This is a genomic window from Pseudomonas sp. AIG, assembly GCF_977020205.1.
The window spans coordinates 205,088-223,164 of the sequence record NZ_CDROCK010000001.1; the positions used below are offsets into that span (position 1 = coordinate 205,088).

Sequence of the window (18,077 nt, forward strand, 5' to 3'; positions counted from 1 at the left end):
AATAGGAGCACCACCATGGATGTGCCCATGCAAAACGATCAGGCGATGACCCGTGACAGCCTCTACGGTACCGCCGCCGAAAGCACCTACGCCGGCATCACCAGTTTCATGCGCCGCCGCTACAGCCGAGACCTGCGCGGCGTGGATGTTGCGGTCAGTGGCGTGCCATTCGACACCGCCACCAGCAACCGCCCCGGCGCACGTTTCGGGCCCCGGGGGATTCGCGCCGCGTCCACCGGCATTGCCTGGGAACGCCACTGGCCGTGGACGTTTGACCCGTTCGATCATCTGGCGGTCATCGATTATGGCGACTGCGACTTCGATTACGGCTCGCCGCACAGCGTCCCGGAAAGCATCGAAGCTCACGCCGAACAGATTCTCAACGCCGGCAGCGCCATGCTGACGTTTGGCGGTGATCACTTCATCAGCTATCCGCTGCTCAAGGCCCACGCGCGCAAGCACGGCACGTTGTCGCTGATCCACTTCGATGCACACAGCGACACCTGGCCGGACGAGGAGGGCAAGCGGGTCGATCACGGCACCATGTTCTGGCACGCGGCGCGCGAAGGTCTGGTCGATCCGGCGCGTTCGGTGCAGATCGGTTTGCGCACCACCAATGACGATCACATGGGCTTTCAGGTACTGGATGCCCGACAGGTGCACCGGCGCGGTTGCGAAGCGATTGTCGAAGCGATCCGCGCGCGCGTGGGCGATAACCCGGTGTACCTGACGTTCGACATCGACTGCCTCGACCCGGCGTTCGCTCCCGGCACCGGAACGCCGGTGTGCGGCGGCTTGAGCACCGTGCAAGCGCTGGAGATTCTTGGCGGTTTGCGCGGGATCAATCTGGTCGGCATGGACGTGGTGGAAGTTGCCCCGGCGTACGATCACGCCGAAGTCACCTCATTGGCCGCTGCCACCCTGGCCATGGAAATGCTTTGCCTCTACGCCGCCCGCCACAAAGTCGATCATTAATCTGCACACCCTAACCCCTGTGGGAGCGAGCCTGCTCGCGAAGGCGTCAGCTCAGCCAACCTCTTTGTTGACTGACCCGCCGCCTTCGCGAGCAAGCACTCACAGCCGGGTCAGGCCACCGGGATGATTGGCAGGTCCAGCGTTTGCGGGCCGGTAAAGCGAGGTGTGGCACTGGCAATCGTCTCGTGCGGTACACCGGCCGGCACCACGCTGCTGTCTTCGAGCCGCGCCATGTGTTGCTCGCTCAGTTGCACTTCAAGTGCGCCCAGGGTTTTGTCGAGTTGTTCGCGGGTGCGCGAGCCGAGGATCGGGATCAACGCGGTGGTCGAGCGCCGGGCTTTCTCGCGTAACCAGGCGATGGCAACGTGGGTTGGGCTGGTGTCGATTTCGGCGGCCACGGCCAGCAAGGTATCGAGCAGGGCGGTTTCGCGAGCGCTTTTTTCCGCATGGACCAACATGCCGAGTTTGCTGGCTCGGTTGTTGTCATCGCCACCGCGATACTTGCCGGTGAGGAAGCCACCGGCCAGTGGTGACCACAATGTCGCCGCGAGTCCGAGCGCTTCGGCCATCGGCAGCAATTCGCGCTCGGCGGTGCGTTCGGCGAGGCTGTATTCAACCTGAATCGCGGCGATCGGCGCAAAGCCGCGCAGTTCCGCCAACACGTCAGCGCGGGAAACGCGCCACGCCGGGAAGTTCGACAACCCGGCATAGTGGATTTTGCCCGCCCGCACCAGGTCATCAAAACCGCGCAGGATTTCTTCCATCGGCGTCACGCCATCGGTCACGTGGGCCCAGAACAGATCAATGTGATCGGTGTTCAAGCGTTTGAGGCTTTCCTCAACCGCGCGAACCATGTTTTTCCGGCTGTTGCCGGTGTGGGAAATGCCGTCGGCCGGGGTCGTGCCCATGCTGTATTTGGTGGCGATCACCAGGCGATCACGCTCCGGGGCAATGAATTCGCTGAGCATCGTTTCCGATTGCCCGCCCTGATAACCATTGGCCGTATCGATGAAGTTGCCGCCGGCATCGAGAAAACCATCAAATATGCGCTTGGCTTCATCACGCTCGGCACCGTGCCCCCAACCGGTGCCGAAATTGCCGGCGCCCAGCGCCAGTTCAGAAACACGCAGGCCGGTTTTGCGGCCGAAAACCTTGTAATGCATGGCGATGCTCCAGACAGAAAGCGTGGCAAGAATAAAAATTACGGCCAACATATTTTCGCCAATATGATGTCGGTAATATTGATCGTCAAGCGCCTTGTTGCTCAACGGTCATTCGATCGGCCCGGCGCAAGGGTGAATAGGTGGATGACGATGCTGATCTTTTTCGTAGTAGCAGTCGTGGCATACTGCCGCGCATGACTTTCGACTCTCCGCTCAGCGCCTGGCAACACGCCGTTCAACACAAGGGCTTCATCCAGGATGAAGCTCAGGAACACGCGGTCTGGGCGCTGCAAAAATGCCACGAAGCCTTGCACGCCGGTGCCCGTTCGGTCACCGGCGTTTATCTGTGGGGGCCGGTCGGGCGTGGCAAGACCTGGCTGATGGATCAGTTCTATCAGAGCCTGCGAGTGCCGGCGCGACGCCAACACTTTCATCACTTTATGGGCTGGGTGCATCAGCGCTCGTTCCAGTTGACCGGGATTGCCGATCCGTTGCGCGCGCTGGCCAGGGAGCTGGCATCCGAGGTGCGGGTGCTGTGTTTCGATGAGCTGTTCGTCAACGACATCGGCGACGCGATCATTCTCGGTCGGCTGTTTCAGGTGATGTTCGACGAAGGCGTGGTGATCGTGTGCACGTCCAACCTGCCGCCGGATGATTTGTACGCCGATGGCTTCAACCGCGACCGTTTTGTCCCGGCCATTGCCGCGATCAAGGCGCATATGCAGGTGGTGGCGGTGAACGGCGCCGAGGATCATCGTTTGCATCCGGGGGCGGGGTTGCAACGCTACTTTGTGGCCACCTCTGCGGTCAGTGCGCTGGACGAAGTGTTTCAGGCGTTGAACGCCGGGCAGCCAGCCAGCGCCGAAGTTGTGTCGGTCGGTCATCGTCAGTTAAACGTGGTGCGGGCCAGCGAAACGGTATTGTGGTGTCGCTATGCGGATCTCTGCGAGCAACCGTTCGCCGCCATGGATTTCATCGCGCTGTGCGATCGCTACACAGCTATTCTGTTGAGCGAAGTGCCGAATCTCAGCGCCCGGAAACGCGAAGGGCGCATCGCGCGCGGCACCGAAGATGGCGCCGAACGGGTGGTGGCCGGTGATCGCGAGTTGCCGCAATTGTCGGTTCATGACGACGGCGTGCGGCGTTTCATCGCGCTGGTCGACGAGTGCTACGACCGCAAGGTGCCGCTGTACATCGAGGCCCAGGTGCCGATGGATGCGCTGTACACCGAGGGTTATCTGGAATTCCCGTTCCGCCGCACCCTCAGTCGCTTGCAGGAGATGCAGCTGCAGCGCTTTGCCGAAGCTTGAGTGAAGAGGGTGCCGACATGAGCCAACCGCTTTCCCATCATTTGCTGACCATGGCCTACCAGAACGCCTGGGCCAATCACCGTCTGGCCAAGGTCTGGAGCCAGCTCGAAGCGGCAGATCTGGCCGCCCCAAGGGTGAGTTTCTTCCCGAGCATTCGCCTGACCCTCAATCACCTCCTCACCTGCGACTGGTTCTACGTCGATGCACTGGAGCGCGAGCTGCGCGGGGACGAGCCGCATCCTGACTGCTATGTGTTTTTCAACGTGGACGAGCCGTTTACCGACGGCCCGCAGCTGCGTAAAGAGCAGGCTCACGTTGATCGACGGCTGATTGCCTATTGCGAGCAATTGCGCGATGCCGATCTGGCCCGCATCGTCACCATTGCCCGCGATACACCGCAGCACGACAGTCGTTTGCGCATGCTGTCGCACCTGTTCGAGCATCAGCTTCATCACCGTGGCCAGGTGCATGCGATGCTCAGCGACACGTCGGTGAAACCGCCGCAATTGGATGAGTTTTTCTGTGTCGGTGAGAGCGGCCTGCGCGCCGAGGATTTTGCCGAATTGGGCTGGACTGAAGAATTGATCTGGGGGCACTGACGAGACAAAAGATTGTCGGCCGGTCCACACTCACGCTAAGGTCAGGCAGCCTTTCAGTGCGCACTTTGCGCGCCGGGGCGTTAGTGTGTCCGGGGATGGAAATGGATTCCGCAGAGATTCTTGTACTTCAAGCCAGCTACAGCAATCCAACGCACGCCGAGGCCATCGGTATCGTGCTCAATCATTACGCAGAAGACCCCATGGGCGGCGGTCATTCGCTTGACCCTGACGTGTTGCGTCGACTGCCCGAAGAACTGGCCCGACGCCCGCATGCATTCAGCGTGCTGGCCTTTGTCGGTGGTGAACCGGCGGGGCTGGTGAACTGCTTTGAAGGGTTTTCCACGTTTGCCTGCAAACCGTTGGTCAATGTCCACGACGTGGCGGTGGTGGGCAAGTTTCGTGGCCTCGGTCTGAGCCAGAAAATGCTGCAGAAAGTCGAGGAAATCTCCCGCCAGCGCGGCTGCTGCAAGATCACCCTCGAAGTGCTGGAAGGTAACGCTGTGGCGCAGAGTTCCTACCGCAAGTTCGGCTTCGCGCCGGGCATGTTCGACCCGGATCACGGGCGCATGCTGTTCTGGATCAAGGATCTGCAGGCCTGAAAGCCTGAAAGCCTGAAAAGCCCCTCACCCTAACCCTCTCCCAGAGGGAGAGGGGACTGACCGAGGTGCTTGGGCAAGGTACGCCGACCTGAAACATCGAGCCGAACGTAGGTTTTGAAAAGCATGAAAATCGGCTCCCTTTCCCCCTCGCCCCTTTGGGGAGAGGGCTGGGGTGAGGGGGTTGGATCTTGCTGACCCGACCCAATCTGCGAACTCGCGACAGCATAAGGTCGAACACCCCACTCAATGCCCATAAAAAAAGGCGCCCCAATCAGGGCGCCAAACTGTCTTCTTCCGGGCCAGAGCGGAGCCACGGAAGGTCCATCGGTTGCTCGGTCAATCTCAGTCGCGGTAGGACTCGGTCACCTGCGCCGTCTGATCGGCGGGAACGCGAATTTCTTTCGCGTTGGCGTCGCTCTTCTGCGCGCTCTGGTGAACCGGGAAATTGTCGTAGTAATAACGCATACGCTCAGCGCCGCCCTCGGCGAACACGCTGGCAGAACCCAGGGCCAACAGCCCGGCAAGCATTACGGTGGTGATTTTCATGGTGCCTCCTACTGAACAAGTGGGAGCCGTTCGTCCATGAAGCAGATCTCGGAAGAGAGTCTGGGAGGCATGAATTAACACGGGGTTAACGCCGGTTGAGTTTAGGTTTTGCAGTATGTTGCGGGGCGATGTCGGACAGACGCAGCGCACAGCACCGCGTCAGAAAGCAAACGTCAGAGCTTCCAGTCGAGACTCACCGTTAGCGTGCGCGGATCACCCCAATACACACCGTCGTAGAAGCCCACGTTGTCGTAATATTTCTTGTCGAACAGATTGTTGACGTTAAGCGATGCTGACAGGTGCCTGTCGAATTCATACCGCGACATCAGGTTGACCACGGTGTAGCCGCTCTGATTGATGCGCGTCTCTTCAGTGTCGAGGCCAACCGGTCGGGGCGCGGTGCCATACATATCGCTTTGCCAATTCACCGCACCACCCACGGTCAGCGCCTGCCATTCGCCCGGCAGACGATATGCGGTAGAGACGCGCAACAGGTTCATCGGCTGATTGGTGTTGGTTCGCTCGCTTTTACCGTCGACCGAGTGGGTATAGGTGTAACCGGCAGTCATGTTCCAGCCACGCAGAATTTCCCCGGACACTTCAGCTTCAAAGCCGTTGACCTTGTTGCCCTTGCCGCCGGATTTGTAGAACTGCTCACGGGTAACCGGGTCCGCCGGGACCGAGTTGTCGAGTTCGGCGACGTTGTCCTGTTTGCTCCAGAACAGCGCCGTGGACAGGTTCAGGCGTTCCTCGAGCAAACTGCCTTTGACGCCCACTTCATAATTTTTGCCGACCACCGGGTCGATGTATTTGCGGTTCTTGTCGCGGTTGCCCTGGGGTTTGAAGATGTCGGTGTAACTCACGTACGCCGTGTATTCCGGGGTCAGGTCATAGAGGAGTCCGGCGTAAGGCGTCCAGACGTCGTTCTGTTTCTGGCGGGTGTAATCGACCTTGGTCAACTGTCGATTGGCGTTGTAGCTGTTAGTGGTGTTGGAGGCTTGCCAGCTGCCGTAGCGACTGCCCAACACGGCGTGCAGTTCATCGGTCAGGCTCAGGCGTGTGGCGATGTAGCCGGCTTTCTGCCGGGTATTGTCCCTGGAGCCGGTGAGGTCGGTGACGGTGTCGCTGAATTTGGCGATGTCGCCCATGTATTTCCAGTCGCGAATGGTCCCGTAGCCCTTGGGGCGCGCACCGGCAATGGTGTACGGGGAGTTCGAGCGTCGTTCGGCCTCGCCATAGCCGAACATCATTTCGTGCTCGCGGCCCAGCAGCGAATAGGGGCCGGAGACGTTGAAGTCATACGCCTGCATTTTCTGCGTGCCGATCATGTGCGAGGTGTAGGCGCTCATGCCGCTGCGGTCGGGCTCGGGATATCCGGTGCCCGCGTAATAGACCTTGCCGTCGGTATTGCTGTCACGGTGGGTGTACGCCGCTTTCAGACGCCAGCCGCCGGCCAATTGCTGATCAAGGGTGGCGAACGCGGTTTTGTCTTGCAACGGCCAGGAACTCCACGACGTCGCCATGTTGGTCGAACGCCCCAGACCGGCCTTGCTGCCATCGGCATTCCAGTAGGGCACGGTGCCCCAGGACGAACCTTGCACATGCTTGTTCTGGTAGTCGTAACCGACCGCCAGCACGGTGGAGTCAGTCAGATCGGCTTCCAGCACGCCATAACCGACCTCCCGTTGCAGCGCGTATTTGTCCTTGATCGACTGATTGTCGCGATAGGCCAACACCGTGCGTCCGCGCAGGCGACCGTCAAACGCCAACGGCCCGCCGACATCGACGTAGCTGTAGTAATTGTCGTAGCTGCCGCCACTGACCCCGGCCAGCGCTTGCCATTGCGCGGTCGGACGCTTGCGTACCATGTTGATGGTCGCCGATGGATCACCGGCCCCCGTGGTCAAACCCGTAGCGCCGCGCACCACCTCGATACGGTCGTAAATGATCGTGTCGGAGTCGGACTTCATGCGATCGAAGGTGTTGAGCATCCCGTCGATCTGGAAGTTGTTGATCGCATAGCCGCGCGACGAGTAACTGACCCGGTCCGAATCCAGATGCTGGACCACCACGCCGGTGGTCTGGCGCATCGCTTCAGACAATGTACCAAGCTTGAAATCATCCATCTGCTGACGGGTGATGACCGACACCGATTGCGGGGTTTCCTTGATCGACAGGTTCAGCCGCGTCGCCGTGTTCATGGCGCCGGTGGTGTAGGACTGGGTGTTCTCGGTGGTGGTGCCCAGGCCTTGTGCGCTGACATTGGTCGCGGCCAGTTCAAGCGCCGTGTCAGCGGGTTGCGGCGGTTTTTCGGCTTCGGTTTCAGCCAGCAGATCGGCGCTGAACGCAGCACTGCACAGGCCGAGGGTGAGGCTCATGGAACGGGTAATGGGCGCGAACATCGCAGCCGACTCCTTGTCTTCGAGGGAAAAAATCCGTTTGTTCAAAGACGAAAGGTGGGGCCGGGATTTAGTATCAAACGAGAAATATTGTTATTTGAGGATATTTCAAAAACAAAAGATCGCAGCCTTCGGCAGCTCCTGCAGAGGTCGGTGTAGGCGCTGCCGAAGGCTGCGATCTTTTGATCTTGCCGCTATCAGACGCGCAAACGAATCTGCCGCCCCAACACATCCATCACATCACAGCCATCGCGCAACAACATCGCCGCCGCATGTGCCAGTTGCTGGACATCCGCGCCTTTCGCTGACGAGATATCCAGGCTGGCCAGACTTTCCATCATCTGCGTCACCGCCAGAAAACGGCTCGCCGCGCTGCTGTGCAAGACATCCAGCGGCGCCTCAGTGGAAACGAGTAGAACTGGAATACTGTCCTCGTTGTGCGTCATCGAAATATGCGAGTTCATACGTCACCCCGGGCCTGCGCGGCGTGCACACGAGCGATGGCAGCAAGCATCAGTGCTCGGGCATTGGCAAGCATTTGCTGGCTGGCCCAGCGCATCGAGCTGCTGTGTTCCGGGCGAGCGACGCTAGGGGCTTGGTGGGCGAGGGTTTCGGCGCAGTTGAGGTAGACGGCCGCGTGTTCGAGGGCGTCGAGGAGCGAGATGTCGGGTCGGACGTTGAAAGGGTGGTGAGCGACCTGGTCGCGGGGGATGGACTTTGTGTTTGGATCGGTCATGGTGCAGCCTCTTGGAAGTCGGAGAACTGCCACTTCATCGCCGTCAAACGAATAGGTGGCAACTGTGTGCAGGTTGACGGACCGGTCCAAGACACCCGGCGCACCCGAAGATGCCCCGCACACAGTCACCATTGAGCAACGCGTCGGGCACAGGAGTGCGCGCGCATGTTGGAAAGCAATGTGCGTCTTGGATTGTTCAGGCCGTCAAACCCGATCACGAATGAGTCGTGACAGGCGCGAGGATAGGGAGTGAGGGCAGGGCAGTCAACCGCTGCACTTAACCGGAGTTTGCCGAGATTCCTTGTAGGCAAAAAGCTACTCGCATTGGCAATCCATCCGTTGCCTTCAATGCAAAAAATCGCAGTCCGTTCCCGTTTCGAATCGGCGCATCGGTGCTACGACAGATCTTTGATCTCAAGAGTGGTACAGCAGCAATCCCAAACGTCAAGCATGGTTCGAAGCCTTGACAAGTCCAGATCTGGAAACGAGCAAGCTTGCTTCCAGATCTGGAATTTATTCAGTTGATCAGCGGTGCGCTAGACAACGAGCACCACTGTTTGCGGGCTTGGCGGCGCTTACTTACGTTAACGAAGGTTTTTTTAAATCCGCCGCTCTCAAACGTCGGGCTTTGAGTGCCAAGCCTCTTGAGGCGGGACTGGCCAGATAGGACACCTGACCTCGCAAACGGTCCTGGACGGCACTGCTGTCGCCGCCTAACGCTGGGTCACCCCATGTGATCACGCGGCCGTCTTTCGTCAATGCGATGAAACATCTCGAATTGCCATAGAGCGCCTGAACCTGGGTGAGCTGATCCGCGACGGGGGAAACATCAGCGCCATACTCGGGGTCACCCCAAGCAACGACTGTACCGTTTTTTCGCAAGGCTGCGAATGCATAGGAGGTATTGCAGACCTGAACAATGTCATTCAGCCTGGCGATATCAGATGGCACTTGGCCTCCACAACGGCTATCGCCCCATGCCACAACATGGCCGGTTGCTCGGCGTGCCGCGAATGCGAGATAGCCTGCGATAACTTCTCTGATATCTGTCATCGCGCCAATCACCGGGTCAATTTCTCCTCCGAAAGGTCCCATGCCCCAAGCGACGACGTGGCCAGTCCTGCGTCTAGCAGCGAATGCAAAAGTTGCGGCGGCGCTCAGGTCGTCCACATCGGTCAGGTTGGCAATGTTCGCAGGCAATACACCGCCGAAATCAGCCCGCCCCCAGGCGACGATCTGGCCGTTGCTTCGAAGCCCGGCGAAAGCTCCGTGGTTACCAATCAATGTTTTGATATCAGTTAACCTGCCGATCTCGACAGGAATTTCGCCGCCAAACTCTGATAAGCCCCAGGTCACTATTTCGCCTTTAGCTCTTTGTGCGGCAAATGCCGCGGCAGTACCGCTCAGTCGGATAATGTCCGTTAAGTCACTGATTTCTTCGGGAAGCGCCCCTCCACTACTCGCCGTTCCCCAAGCGATAACACGTCCAGTGATTTTTATACCGGCGAATGCGAGAGTATTGCCAATAACTTGAGCGAAACCTGATGGGTCATTACTGCCCATGTCGCCGCCAGCTCCGCCCCACGCATGGACTGTGCCATGAACGCGAGTAACCGCATAAGCTCGAAGGGCACTGCTCACTGCAACAATATCTTTCAGGAGGGCAATGTCGCCGGGAATGCTGCCGCCGTCTTCCGAATCACCCCAACCCACCATGTCGCCCTCGTCGCGGATAGCTATGAATGAGCCAACATTGCCATTGATATTGATCGGGTTGATTGTCACTTGGGCATCGGCTGTGCGCACTTGTAAGGGTTCGTGTGGGAAGTCATCGCGCCAGGTTTCTGCGATTGTCCATTGGAGATCTGAAGCGTACTTCCATTGGGCTTCTACAGGCTGACCGGTTTCTGCGTGGAAGGCACTTAATATACGTCTAGGGCTGCCTGATGGGCGAATTCTTGGGTGGTCACAACGAGCGCCCAACACCCTGAGTTTTTCCTCCACAACTCCTTTACGCACATCATAAACCGCCGGATCAGACGGCCCGTCAGTGCCCCCAGCCTTCCGGTCAACCGTGTAACTAAGCACAATTTCCCCACCGTCCTCCGTTTCGATCCGCGCATGCGGGATCTTGATCGAGGTCAGCTCCTTACCCGCTTCTGTCGATGAAACCTTGTGCGGGTGGGTAGTGGTGGTTTTGCCTTCCACGATGACGGTAATTTCATCATCTTCCTTCAACAGCGCAGTGGCGGCGATGACCACTGTAGCGCCGTTCGGATAGATATCATCGGGGTTCAGTTGATCCTTTTGTGCACCGGTCGCTTCGTGGAACGTGGCAACGGGCAATTTGAATTCCACTACCCCGATCCGCAACGTCAACTCCCGCGAATGCCCCAGCGTTTCGCCATTGCGCTGAAGACGGTACTTCACCACCACCGTACCGTTGAGGTTGTTGGTGACGTACTGTTTGGGCACGGTCACTCGCACGCGCTTGCCGGCGGTGGCGGGAATCAGGTCGATATGGTCGCTGTAGCTACCGCCGTTGGCCAGACCGATCCAGTCGAAGTAAAACCTGTCCTTGTCCCGGGTATTGAGCTCCGTCAGTACCGGCGTTGCGCCGGTTGCCGGTACGTTATCCGGGTTCAGTGTTCCATCCGCGCTGGCCTCTTCGACTTCCGGAGCATCGAAGGTCGGGAGTGCCACGCCCACCAGCATCGTGAACGGCAGCGACTCGCGCACGCTCAACAGTTGGGCTTCGCTGTTGGTCACCACGTAATAGACCTTGACGCTCAGCCCGTCGAAACGCCGGATGTTGGCGTTGCTGACGCTGCGCAGGATGGGTTCATTTTCCGGAACGCTGCCGACCGGGCGCGGGTCTTCGTAGTACTCAGTACCGCCGCCGGGTTTCGCTGCGACCCAGATCAGGTTCACCAGGTCGCTGCTGTTGCGGCCGAAATACCACGGAATATTGACCGTGGCATTGTTGGTGTCGGGCGGCAAGGTGCCACCGACGACTTCCTTGACGGAGGGAGCCTCAAGCTCGCGGATATCACCCACAACGCTGACGCTGGCGTTTTTCGAGAGTCGGTCATCATCCCCGCGTCGACGTATAAACCCTACCGACGCACTGCCCTTGGCGATGGCCCGCACGGCCTCGTTAGGGATGGTGAAGTCGAGTTGAAAGGGCACGAACTCCACAGTCATCAGGAGCGGGCCAACGATGATTTGCGGTCCTTGTGCGGGGGTGCCGGTCCAGGTCAGGAGCACGTCATCGCCCACGGCAAAGTCTTTGCTTGTTGTGTACACGCGAACGTTGACGTCGTTGCCACCCAGTTGGTCGAGGTCCACGCGCAGGGTCGGCTGACCGTTGACCAGTACCAACGGTTCGTCCAGGCGATTACCCGCCATGTCCACCAACACGTTTGTAATGGCTGACCACGGGGCGCGTTCGTCCGGGTAGTTACCGCACCGGTCGACGACCTGAAAGGCAACCGCCACCTTGGGGCCGTCACCCGCGGCATCGATCAGTTTGTAATCGAAAACAATGTCGATCGGATGGTTGAGCGGATCCAGCGCTTGTTCTGGCGTGACGTCATGAAACACCGCCTGGCTGCCCCAACGACAGTGGATGCGGTCGTATTTGGTCAGGTTGCGGTAGGTCACGATCCGCATCTTCACCACGTCTTTTTCCGTAAATGTGTCGTCGATGACGTAACGGTCGAGGGTGAAGTTAAAGTCGGAGTGGCCGTCATCGCCGCCGATGTCATCGTAGTCGCCGGGACGTGTGAGCTTGACGAGCAATGTCCAGCGCGGTGTCGATTCTTCGGGATCCTGGTTCTTGATCGTGATTTTGTAGTAGATGTCGGCGGCGTCACCGTCGAGTACAAAACCTTTGGCGAGGGTGAAGATCACATCGCGATTGAGTTCGGACGCGAATTCGAGCGTTTTGCTCAACACCGTGCCGAAACAGAACACCTCGATTTTGTCGCCGAGGGCCATGGAAAGATACGCCGGCACAATGATTTGCAAACCGTTTTCCACTGCACGAATGGGGATACCGCCCGCATAGTGTTCGGTGGGTTTGAGCGTGGTCATGGCGGGGATGTACAGCGGTTTGAGCGCTTGCGGGGCGGTCGTGGACATGGGGTTGACTCCGTACCTGGAAAGTGACGAAGTGATTGAACGGCTAAAACCCGGATTGCGCACCTGTCAGATTTGACAGGTGAGGGCCGAAATCCGACGGATGGTAGCGACCTGCTTCAATCTGGGCTTTGATCCAGTGGTCCTGCAGGTCAGTCACGGTGTTGGTTCTTCGTACGGTTCCCATTGATCAGGCCTCCTGCGGATGGTCGACTGAGCGCAACCGATCATACGATTGGTGCGCCAACGATCATTGGAGCCTTTAACGCATTGGTTGCCCTACGCCTCTAAAACAAAAGATCGCAGCCTTCGGCAGCTCCTGCAGAGGTCGGTGTAGGAGCTGCCGAAGGCTGCGATCTTTTGATCTTGCCGCTATCAGACGCGCAAACGAATCCAATCCGCTGGATTTCTACAACGCCAAAGATTGCTACGTGTAGATGTTCATACAATGTTCGAGAGTGAGTTACCGATGGCTGCGATATTTTGATCAAAAAATGAAGGAAACGTAGTCTGGCCCCTTTGAGTGTCTCCGACACAAAAGATCGAAACCCATGGTAAATCTCACACACTGTTAGTGTGGGATTTACCATAGGCTGGGAAGTTTCTATAAAAATACAGACGACATAGTCTGGCTCCGTTTGGTAATCAGTTATTCTTTGACGACTAGAAATGGTGCGATGTTTGGAAAAGGTACGAACTGGATATAAAGAGATGGATTCATCATCTCTTCAGTACTAGTATTGCGTCGATATGATACGTGATGCCAACTGGTATTTTTTGGGCGATACAAGCGGGAGAGAACAAGATCAAGAAAATAAGGAGGGGGCAATTTCCCGCCAACTTTCCCTGCCCACACAACAAATTCCTCTTGAGTGCCAGGGTTGGGGGAATATAACAGAGTGTAGTGTTCTTGTATTACTGTAGCTTCAAGAGTTTTAGTTTCGCCTGCGTCGTCTTCCAGCATAATAATGGTTTTTCCTTTGCCCACAGCCTTGATATTGCCAAGCTGATCAACTGTGGCGACGCTTTCATTTTCTGATTTGTATGTGTAAGGAGGAACTCCTTCTTTGGCTCCTCGGTATAAGGGAAGTGAAAAAGTATCTGCGATAATATCCCAGTCTGGACTGGCTCCTTCAAATGAAGCGGTATGGACTGTCAGTGTTACCGGATTATCATCCCAGACGAGAGGGGGTGCGGTCTTGACGTTATAAACACGCTCCTTAAAAGTCGTCGCGTATTTTTCATCGGAACTTCCCCCAAATGCTGTTTTGACCTCTAGTTCCAATTCGCTATCGTTTTTCAAATCTCTGAGATCACTAAGCGGAATGGTATGTGTGTTGAAACCTCTCTTAATCCACTCTTCATCTGTTTTAGAAGCTGGCGGTTGCCAAAAGGTTTTGGAATATGTGGTGTTATCTTTTTTGGTGCCTTTCAATCGCGACCACACATACTGATCTGGAAAGATCAGCAGCCAGTTATTGACTCGCAGGGTTGCGTCGGCGGTCAGTGCGTTGATGTTTAACTCAGGGCCAGCGCCGGTGTTGGCGGCTTCGGTGATCAATGGGATACCCAACTCGGGATCTCCATCGGCAATCACCGCCACTTGCAGCGCCAACTCTTTCGAACCCTCGGTCGTGCCATTACGAGTTACGACGTAGGTGACCTTCACATCGTTATTGCCCAAGTTGAACGCCACCACCGAATTCGGTAGCGGAATCTCCAGATCCTGCTGCGCCGTCACGGTTATCGGGCCTACGGTTGTGCTGCCTTCACCGGGCGTGCCAGCCCAGGTCACGCTCACTTGTGTACCGACCATGTTCGGGAACGCGCGGACAATTGCGGTCAGTGTGTCTTTGGCGGCGAAGGGCTGAAGGACATTATTGACTGCTTCCTTGATCTTCGGCGCTTGCAGATCCAGCGCCACCCCAACACTAAACTCCAACGTATCCGAATAACTCGTCCCACCCGCCGCGCGCTCGATCTGGTAATACGCCTTCACTGTCCCGCCTTCATTGCCCTTGATCAGTTCGGCCTTGATCGGGAACGGCACAGGCTCACCGGCGGTAAAGGAACTCAGTTTGATCCAGTCGCTGTTTACGCCGGTGATTGAGCCTTCCCAGAAACGGGTGACGATGTCGTCCTTGAACGTCTTGAGATAATCCACGGTCAGCGTGGTGCCGTTGGTATCGGCCGGCAGGGCGCCGTCGACCACACCGTCGACTTTCGGCTCGGGCAATTCCTGGCGTGGTTCGCCGATCTGCAGGATGTCGGCGTGGATCGATTCGCGGATGGCGTGGGTCTGGTTGAGTGTGCTCATGGTGGCGAGCACCGAGTCCTCGATCAGCAACTGGTAATACAGCTCCAGCTTGCCGCCAATGATCGGTGTCAGGTACTGCTTGTCGACGATGATCTTCAGCGGCAGTTTAGCGTCCATATCGCCTTGGGTAATTAGCCGCAGGTTCAGGTTCGGCAGGTAGGGGCTCAGGTCGGGGCGGGTGCCGAGCCAGAACAGCTTGATCGGCTGGCCGGCGGCGAAGGATGGGTCGAAGGCGATTTCGATGGTGACCTGTTTCAGGTCCGGATCCAGCGGATCGATGGCGCCTTGTTTGGCCTCCAGTGCCACGGGGGCGGCGAGCCGGTGAATCTCGCCGATGGCGCTGATGAACTGGGTTTTGGAATCCCGTTGTGCGCTGCCGTCGGCTTTTTCCAGGCGAAAGGAGAGGGCAATCTCAGCCTGTGCCAGTTGACGCAGCACGGCGTTGGACACGGTGATCTCGGGAACGCTGGGCACACCGATCAAGACCTTTCCCGGTAATTCAATGTCGATCGGCGGACCTTCTTTCGGGGTGCCTTTGATTCGGACAAAAAGGGTGTCACCTACCTCGAAGTCTATCGGTTGTGGAGGGATTGGAGGCGGGGAAGGGTTTACGGCCACGACTTGTACCGTACCGTCGGCGTCGCCCAGTTCGTCGACGTCCAGCACGTTGTTCAGTGCCTCCTTGAGCAACGGCGCGCCCAGCCGGGTTTTGTCAAGCGTCACGACGACCCGTTTCGCGACACTCCAGCCGTCGGAGCGATTGTCGACCAGGTCGTAAACTTCGAAGGCGACGGCCAGCCCGGCCTCCCCAGAGTCGCCGGCGGCCACAATGGTTTCCTTCGGAATGGTCACGATAACCGGCGTCTTGCCTTCAGCCTGTTCCTGGGTCAGCGCAGGGCCGGAAAAGAACCTTCCGCCCCAGCTAATCTGAAGCGTATCGCCAGCGGCGGCGTATAGATAAGGCGGCGAGCCATCACCTATGCCGAAGGTGATCGATACGCCAGCGTCGACGTTATCCTGGTGGACACCGCCCTTCAGAACATCCTCGGGAATGCTCATCACCAGTCCCGGATGCCCCGGGCCCTCGCTGTGGTCAGGGCCACCGGGCAGGGTGAGTTTGACCAGCACCTGCATCACTTCCGAGAGTTCGGCCGTACCGCCGAGACGGGTGACGGTGTAGGAAATTGTGTGCATCCCTTCGGGAAGGTGTTTGGCCTCCACGAACATTTGCAGCTCGGTGTCGACCTCATCCTTGCCAACGGTTTCCAACCCTATCTGCACATCGGAATCGCGCAAGATCCGCAACGAGTCGCGCAACCCCATCGTCCCCCAAGGCCCGGCCTGGCATAGCAGGCCCTGACGAGGGAAGTTGAGCTGCGCCGCAGCGAGATTGATGCCCCACCTCGGAGGCGTCGACGACACTGGACCGGTACGGCCGGGGATTTTGAGTTCCTTGAGCAGAAGCGGGGCGTTGTCGGACGGGGCGTTGGTGGACATGGGCTTGACTCCGTAACTGGAAAGTGACGAAGTGATTGAACGGCTAAAACCCGGATTGCGCACCTGTCAGATCTGACAGGTGCGGGCTGAAATCCGACGAACGGCACGTCATGAATGGCCGGTTTCAGGCGGTTTCGATGGCAAGTGGGGGCTTACTTCGTCACCGATTGCGGGTTCAGACCGCAAACGAGAATGAACGGTGCCTGTGCCAGCCAAACCGCTGGCAGACCGGCATCCCAAGGTGATTGCGTTTCAGGCAGGGTTGATCATGTTGCATCAAAAACCCAACGGGTACTGGATCACCACGTAGATCCGGTCAATATCATCCCCTGCCTGCGCCTCATTGGCCCGGTGCGAAACATGCGACACCTGCACCGACAAATCCTTCGCCGCGCCCGATTGCACGACGTATTTCAAATCGATATCGCGCTCCCAATGCTTACCGCCATCGCCTTGCTGCGGCTGGTAACTGCCGCTGTCAGGATCGAACGCGTTGTAGGCGCCGCCCTTGGGCGCATGGGTGCCGTCGATGTCGCTACCGCTGACGTAGCGGGTCATGAAGCTCAGCCCGGGAATGCCGAAGGCGCCGAGGTCGAGGTCGTAGCGCGCTTGCCACGAGCGCTCGTTGGCGCCGTTGAAGTCGGCGTATTTGATTGAGTTGGCGAGGTAGATCGAGTCGCCGCCAACGAAATCGAACGGCGTGTTGCCATTGATCCGTTGCCAGCCGAGCATCACGGCGTGCGGGCCGAAGGCGTATTTGCCGGACAGGCTGAACGCGGTGTTGTCGATGGCACCGGCCAGCGCTCGGCCGGTGTCGCGGGTGTGGTAGAGGTTGGCGTCGAGCAGCACGCCGGATTGCTTGAAATGCAGATTGCCGTAGTACTGGTGCCAGGTATCGCTGAGTTCAGACGCGTACAACGCGCCGCCAATCGGGGTGTCAGCGAACAGGTCGGCGCCGAGGAAACTGATCCCGCCGGCCTCGGTATTGGCGCCATAGCCGTAGAAATCGCCTTTGCCGGATGAGCTGTCCTGATTCTTGAACGCGGTGAAATGCCCGGCCACCAGATTGACGTGATCGAGCTCGGCACTGTTAAGCAGAAACCCGCTGGCGTACTCCGGTTGCAGGCGTTTGTCGGAGGTATCGAACACCGGTGTTTCGACGGTCATTTCACCGAAGGCGAGGGTGGTGCGCGAGGCTTTCAGCTTGAGCGCGCCGCCCGCGCTGGAATAGTCATTTTCGCTGCGACCGTCGCTGGTTACCGGCAGCAGACCGGTCCCGGAATGGCCCTTGCCGCCGTCCAGTTTCAGCCCGGCGAAGGCGTGGGCATCGATGCCGAAACCGACTGTACCGGGTGTGAAACCAGATGAGAAGGTACCGATAAAGCCTTGAGCCCATTCCTGTTTATAGTTTTTGCCGGACGGTGAGGGCGAGCGGTAGTCGTTGCTGAGGAAGAAGTTGCGGCTGAGCACTTCGCTTTTGGCGTCGTCGAAAAAACCGCTGGCGTGGGCGGTTGGGTTCAGACCGCAGAGCAGCGCGAGGAGGGTGAGACGCGAAGGGGCGCGGTCGATCATGGTCGGTGGCCAGCGGCAATTAAGGTGGCTGGAATGATCGAGGGATTGCAGCGCGAGAGATTGAGCGGATGTGCTCAATGAACGGCATCACATAACCACTGTGGGAGCGAGCTTGCTCGCGAAGGCGGTACATCAGTCAACATTTTTGCCGGCTGATATACCGCTTTCGCGAGCAAGCTCGCTCCCACAGGGTTTTGGGTTGAATGAGGATTTTGTGACTGGAG

12 protein-coding genes and 1 pseudogene are annotated in these 18,077 nt (G+C 58.2%); 4 read left to right on the plus strand and 9 right to left on the minus strand.

Annotation, left to right across the window (positions count from 1 at the left end; translation table 11 throughout):
- The first annotated feature begins 15 nt into the window (after positions 1-15).
- Positions 16-975: an agmatinase gene (speB, locus tag ACWR1S_RS00875; RefSeq protein ID WP_454562084.1), complete on the plus strand. Its 960-nt coding sequence runs from the start codon at positions 16-18 to the stop codon at positions 973-975.
- 110 nt (positions 976-1,085) lie between these two features.
- On the opposite strand, the gene ACWR1S_RS00880 is transcribed toward speB, so the two are convergent.
- Positions 1,086-2,138, minus strand: coding sequence for an aldo/keto reductase (locus tag ACWR1S_RS00880; protein ID WP_454562085.1), 1,053 nt, complete (start codon positions 2,136-2,138; stop codon positions 1,086-1,088).
- 194 nt (positions 2,139-2,332) lie between these two features.
- Between ACWR1S_RS00880 and zapE the strand changes: the two genes are divergently transcribed.
- From zapE to ACWR1S_RS00895, 3 genes are all read left to right on the plus strand, one after another.
- On the plus strand, positions 2,333-3,448 hold the full coding sequence (zapE, locus tag ACWR1S_RS00885; protein WP_454562086.1) for a cell division protein ZapE: 1,116 nt from the start codon (positions 2,333-2,335) through the stop codon (positions 3,446-3,448).
- 17 nt (positions 3,449-3,465) lie between these two features.
- Positions 3,466-4,047: a DinB family protein gene (locus ACWR1S_RS00890; protein WP_454562087.1), complete on the plus strand. Its 582-nt coding sequence runs from the start codon at positions 3,466-3,468 to the stop codon at positions 4,045-4,047.
- 101 nt (positions 4,048-4,148) lie between these two features.
- Positions 4,149-4,646 carry a GNAT family N-acetyltransferase gene (locus ACWR1S_RS00895; RefSeq protein WP_454562190.1) on the plus strand — a complete coding sequence of 166 codons (498 nt, stop codon included), beginning with the start codon at positions 4,149-4,151 and terminating at the stop codon, positions 4,644-4,646.
- A gap of 342 nt (positions 4,647-4,988) precedes the next feature.
- On the opposite strand, the gene ACWR1S_RS00900 is transcribed toward ACWR1S_RS00895, so the two are convergent.
- The 8 genes and pseudogenes from ACWR1S_RS00900 to ACWR1S_RS00935 all read right to left on the minus strand — a co-directional run bounded on the left by ACWR1S_RS00900 (position 4,989) and on the right by ACWR1S_RS00935 (position 17,853).
- The gene (locus ACWR1S_RS00900; RefSeq protein ID WP_454562088.1) at positions 4,989-5,192 is read right to left on the minus strand and encodes a hypothetical protein; all 204 of its coding nucleotides are present in this window, start codon (positions 5,190-5,192) and stop codon (positions 4,989-4,991) included.
- Positions 5,193-5,365: 173 nt separating this feature from the next.
- Positions 5,366-7,594, minus strand: a complete 2,229-nt coding sequence (locus ACWR1S_RS00905; RefSeq protein ID WP_454562089.1) for a TonB-dependent siderophore receptor — start codon at positions 7,592-7,594, stop codon at positions 5,366-5,368.
- A 194-nt stretch (positions 7,595-7,788) separates the two neighbouring features.
- The gene (locus ACWR1S_RS00910) at positions 7,789-8,055 is read right to left on the minus strand and encodes a short-chain dehydrogenase (protein WP_150751474.1); all 267 of its coding nucleotides are present in this window, start codon (positions 8,053-8,055) and stop codon (positions 7,789-7,791) included.
- The gene (locus ACWR1S_RS00915) at positions 8,052-8,327 is read right to left on the minus strand and encodes a DUF3077 domain-containing protein (protein WP_454562090.1); all 276 of its coding nucleotides are present in this window, start codon (positions 8,325-8,327) and stop codon (positions 8,052-8,054) included. Before ACWR1S_RS00915 ends, ACWR1S_RS00910 begins: the two co-directional genes overlap by 4 nt.
- A 579-nt stretch (positions 8,328-8,906) precedes the next feature.
- Positions 8,907-12,470 (minus strand): hypothetical protein, encoded by a 3,564-nt coding sequence (locus ACWR1S_RS00920; protein ID WP_454562091.1) that lies wholly within the window; start codon positions 12,468-12,470, stop codon positions 8,907-8,909.
- A gap of 103 nt (positions 12,471-12,573) precedes the next feature.
- Positions 12,574-12,654: pseudogene (locus ACWR1S_RS00925) on the minus strand (type II toxin-antitoxin system ParD family antitoxin); the annotation flags it as partial.
- Positions 12,655-13,116: 462 nt separating this feature from the next.
- Positions 13,117-16,281, minus strand: a complete 3,165-nt coding sequence (locus ACWR1S_RS00930; protein WP_454562092.1) for an Ig-like domain-containing protein — start codon at positions 16,279-16,281, stop codon at positions 13,117-13,119.
- Between the two features lie 276 nt (positions 16,282-16,557).
- On the minus strand, positions 16,558-17,853 hold the full coding sequence (locus ACWR1S_RS00935; protein ID WP_454562093.1) for an OprD family porin: 1,296 nt from the start codon (positions 17,851-17,853) through the stop codon (positions 16,558-16,560).
- Between the last annotated feature and the right edge of the window lie 224 nt (positions 17,854-18,077).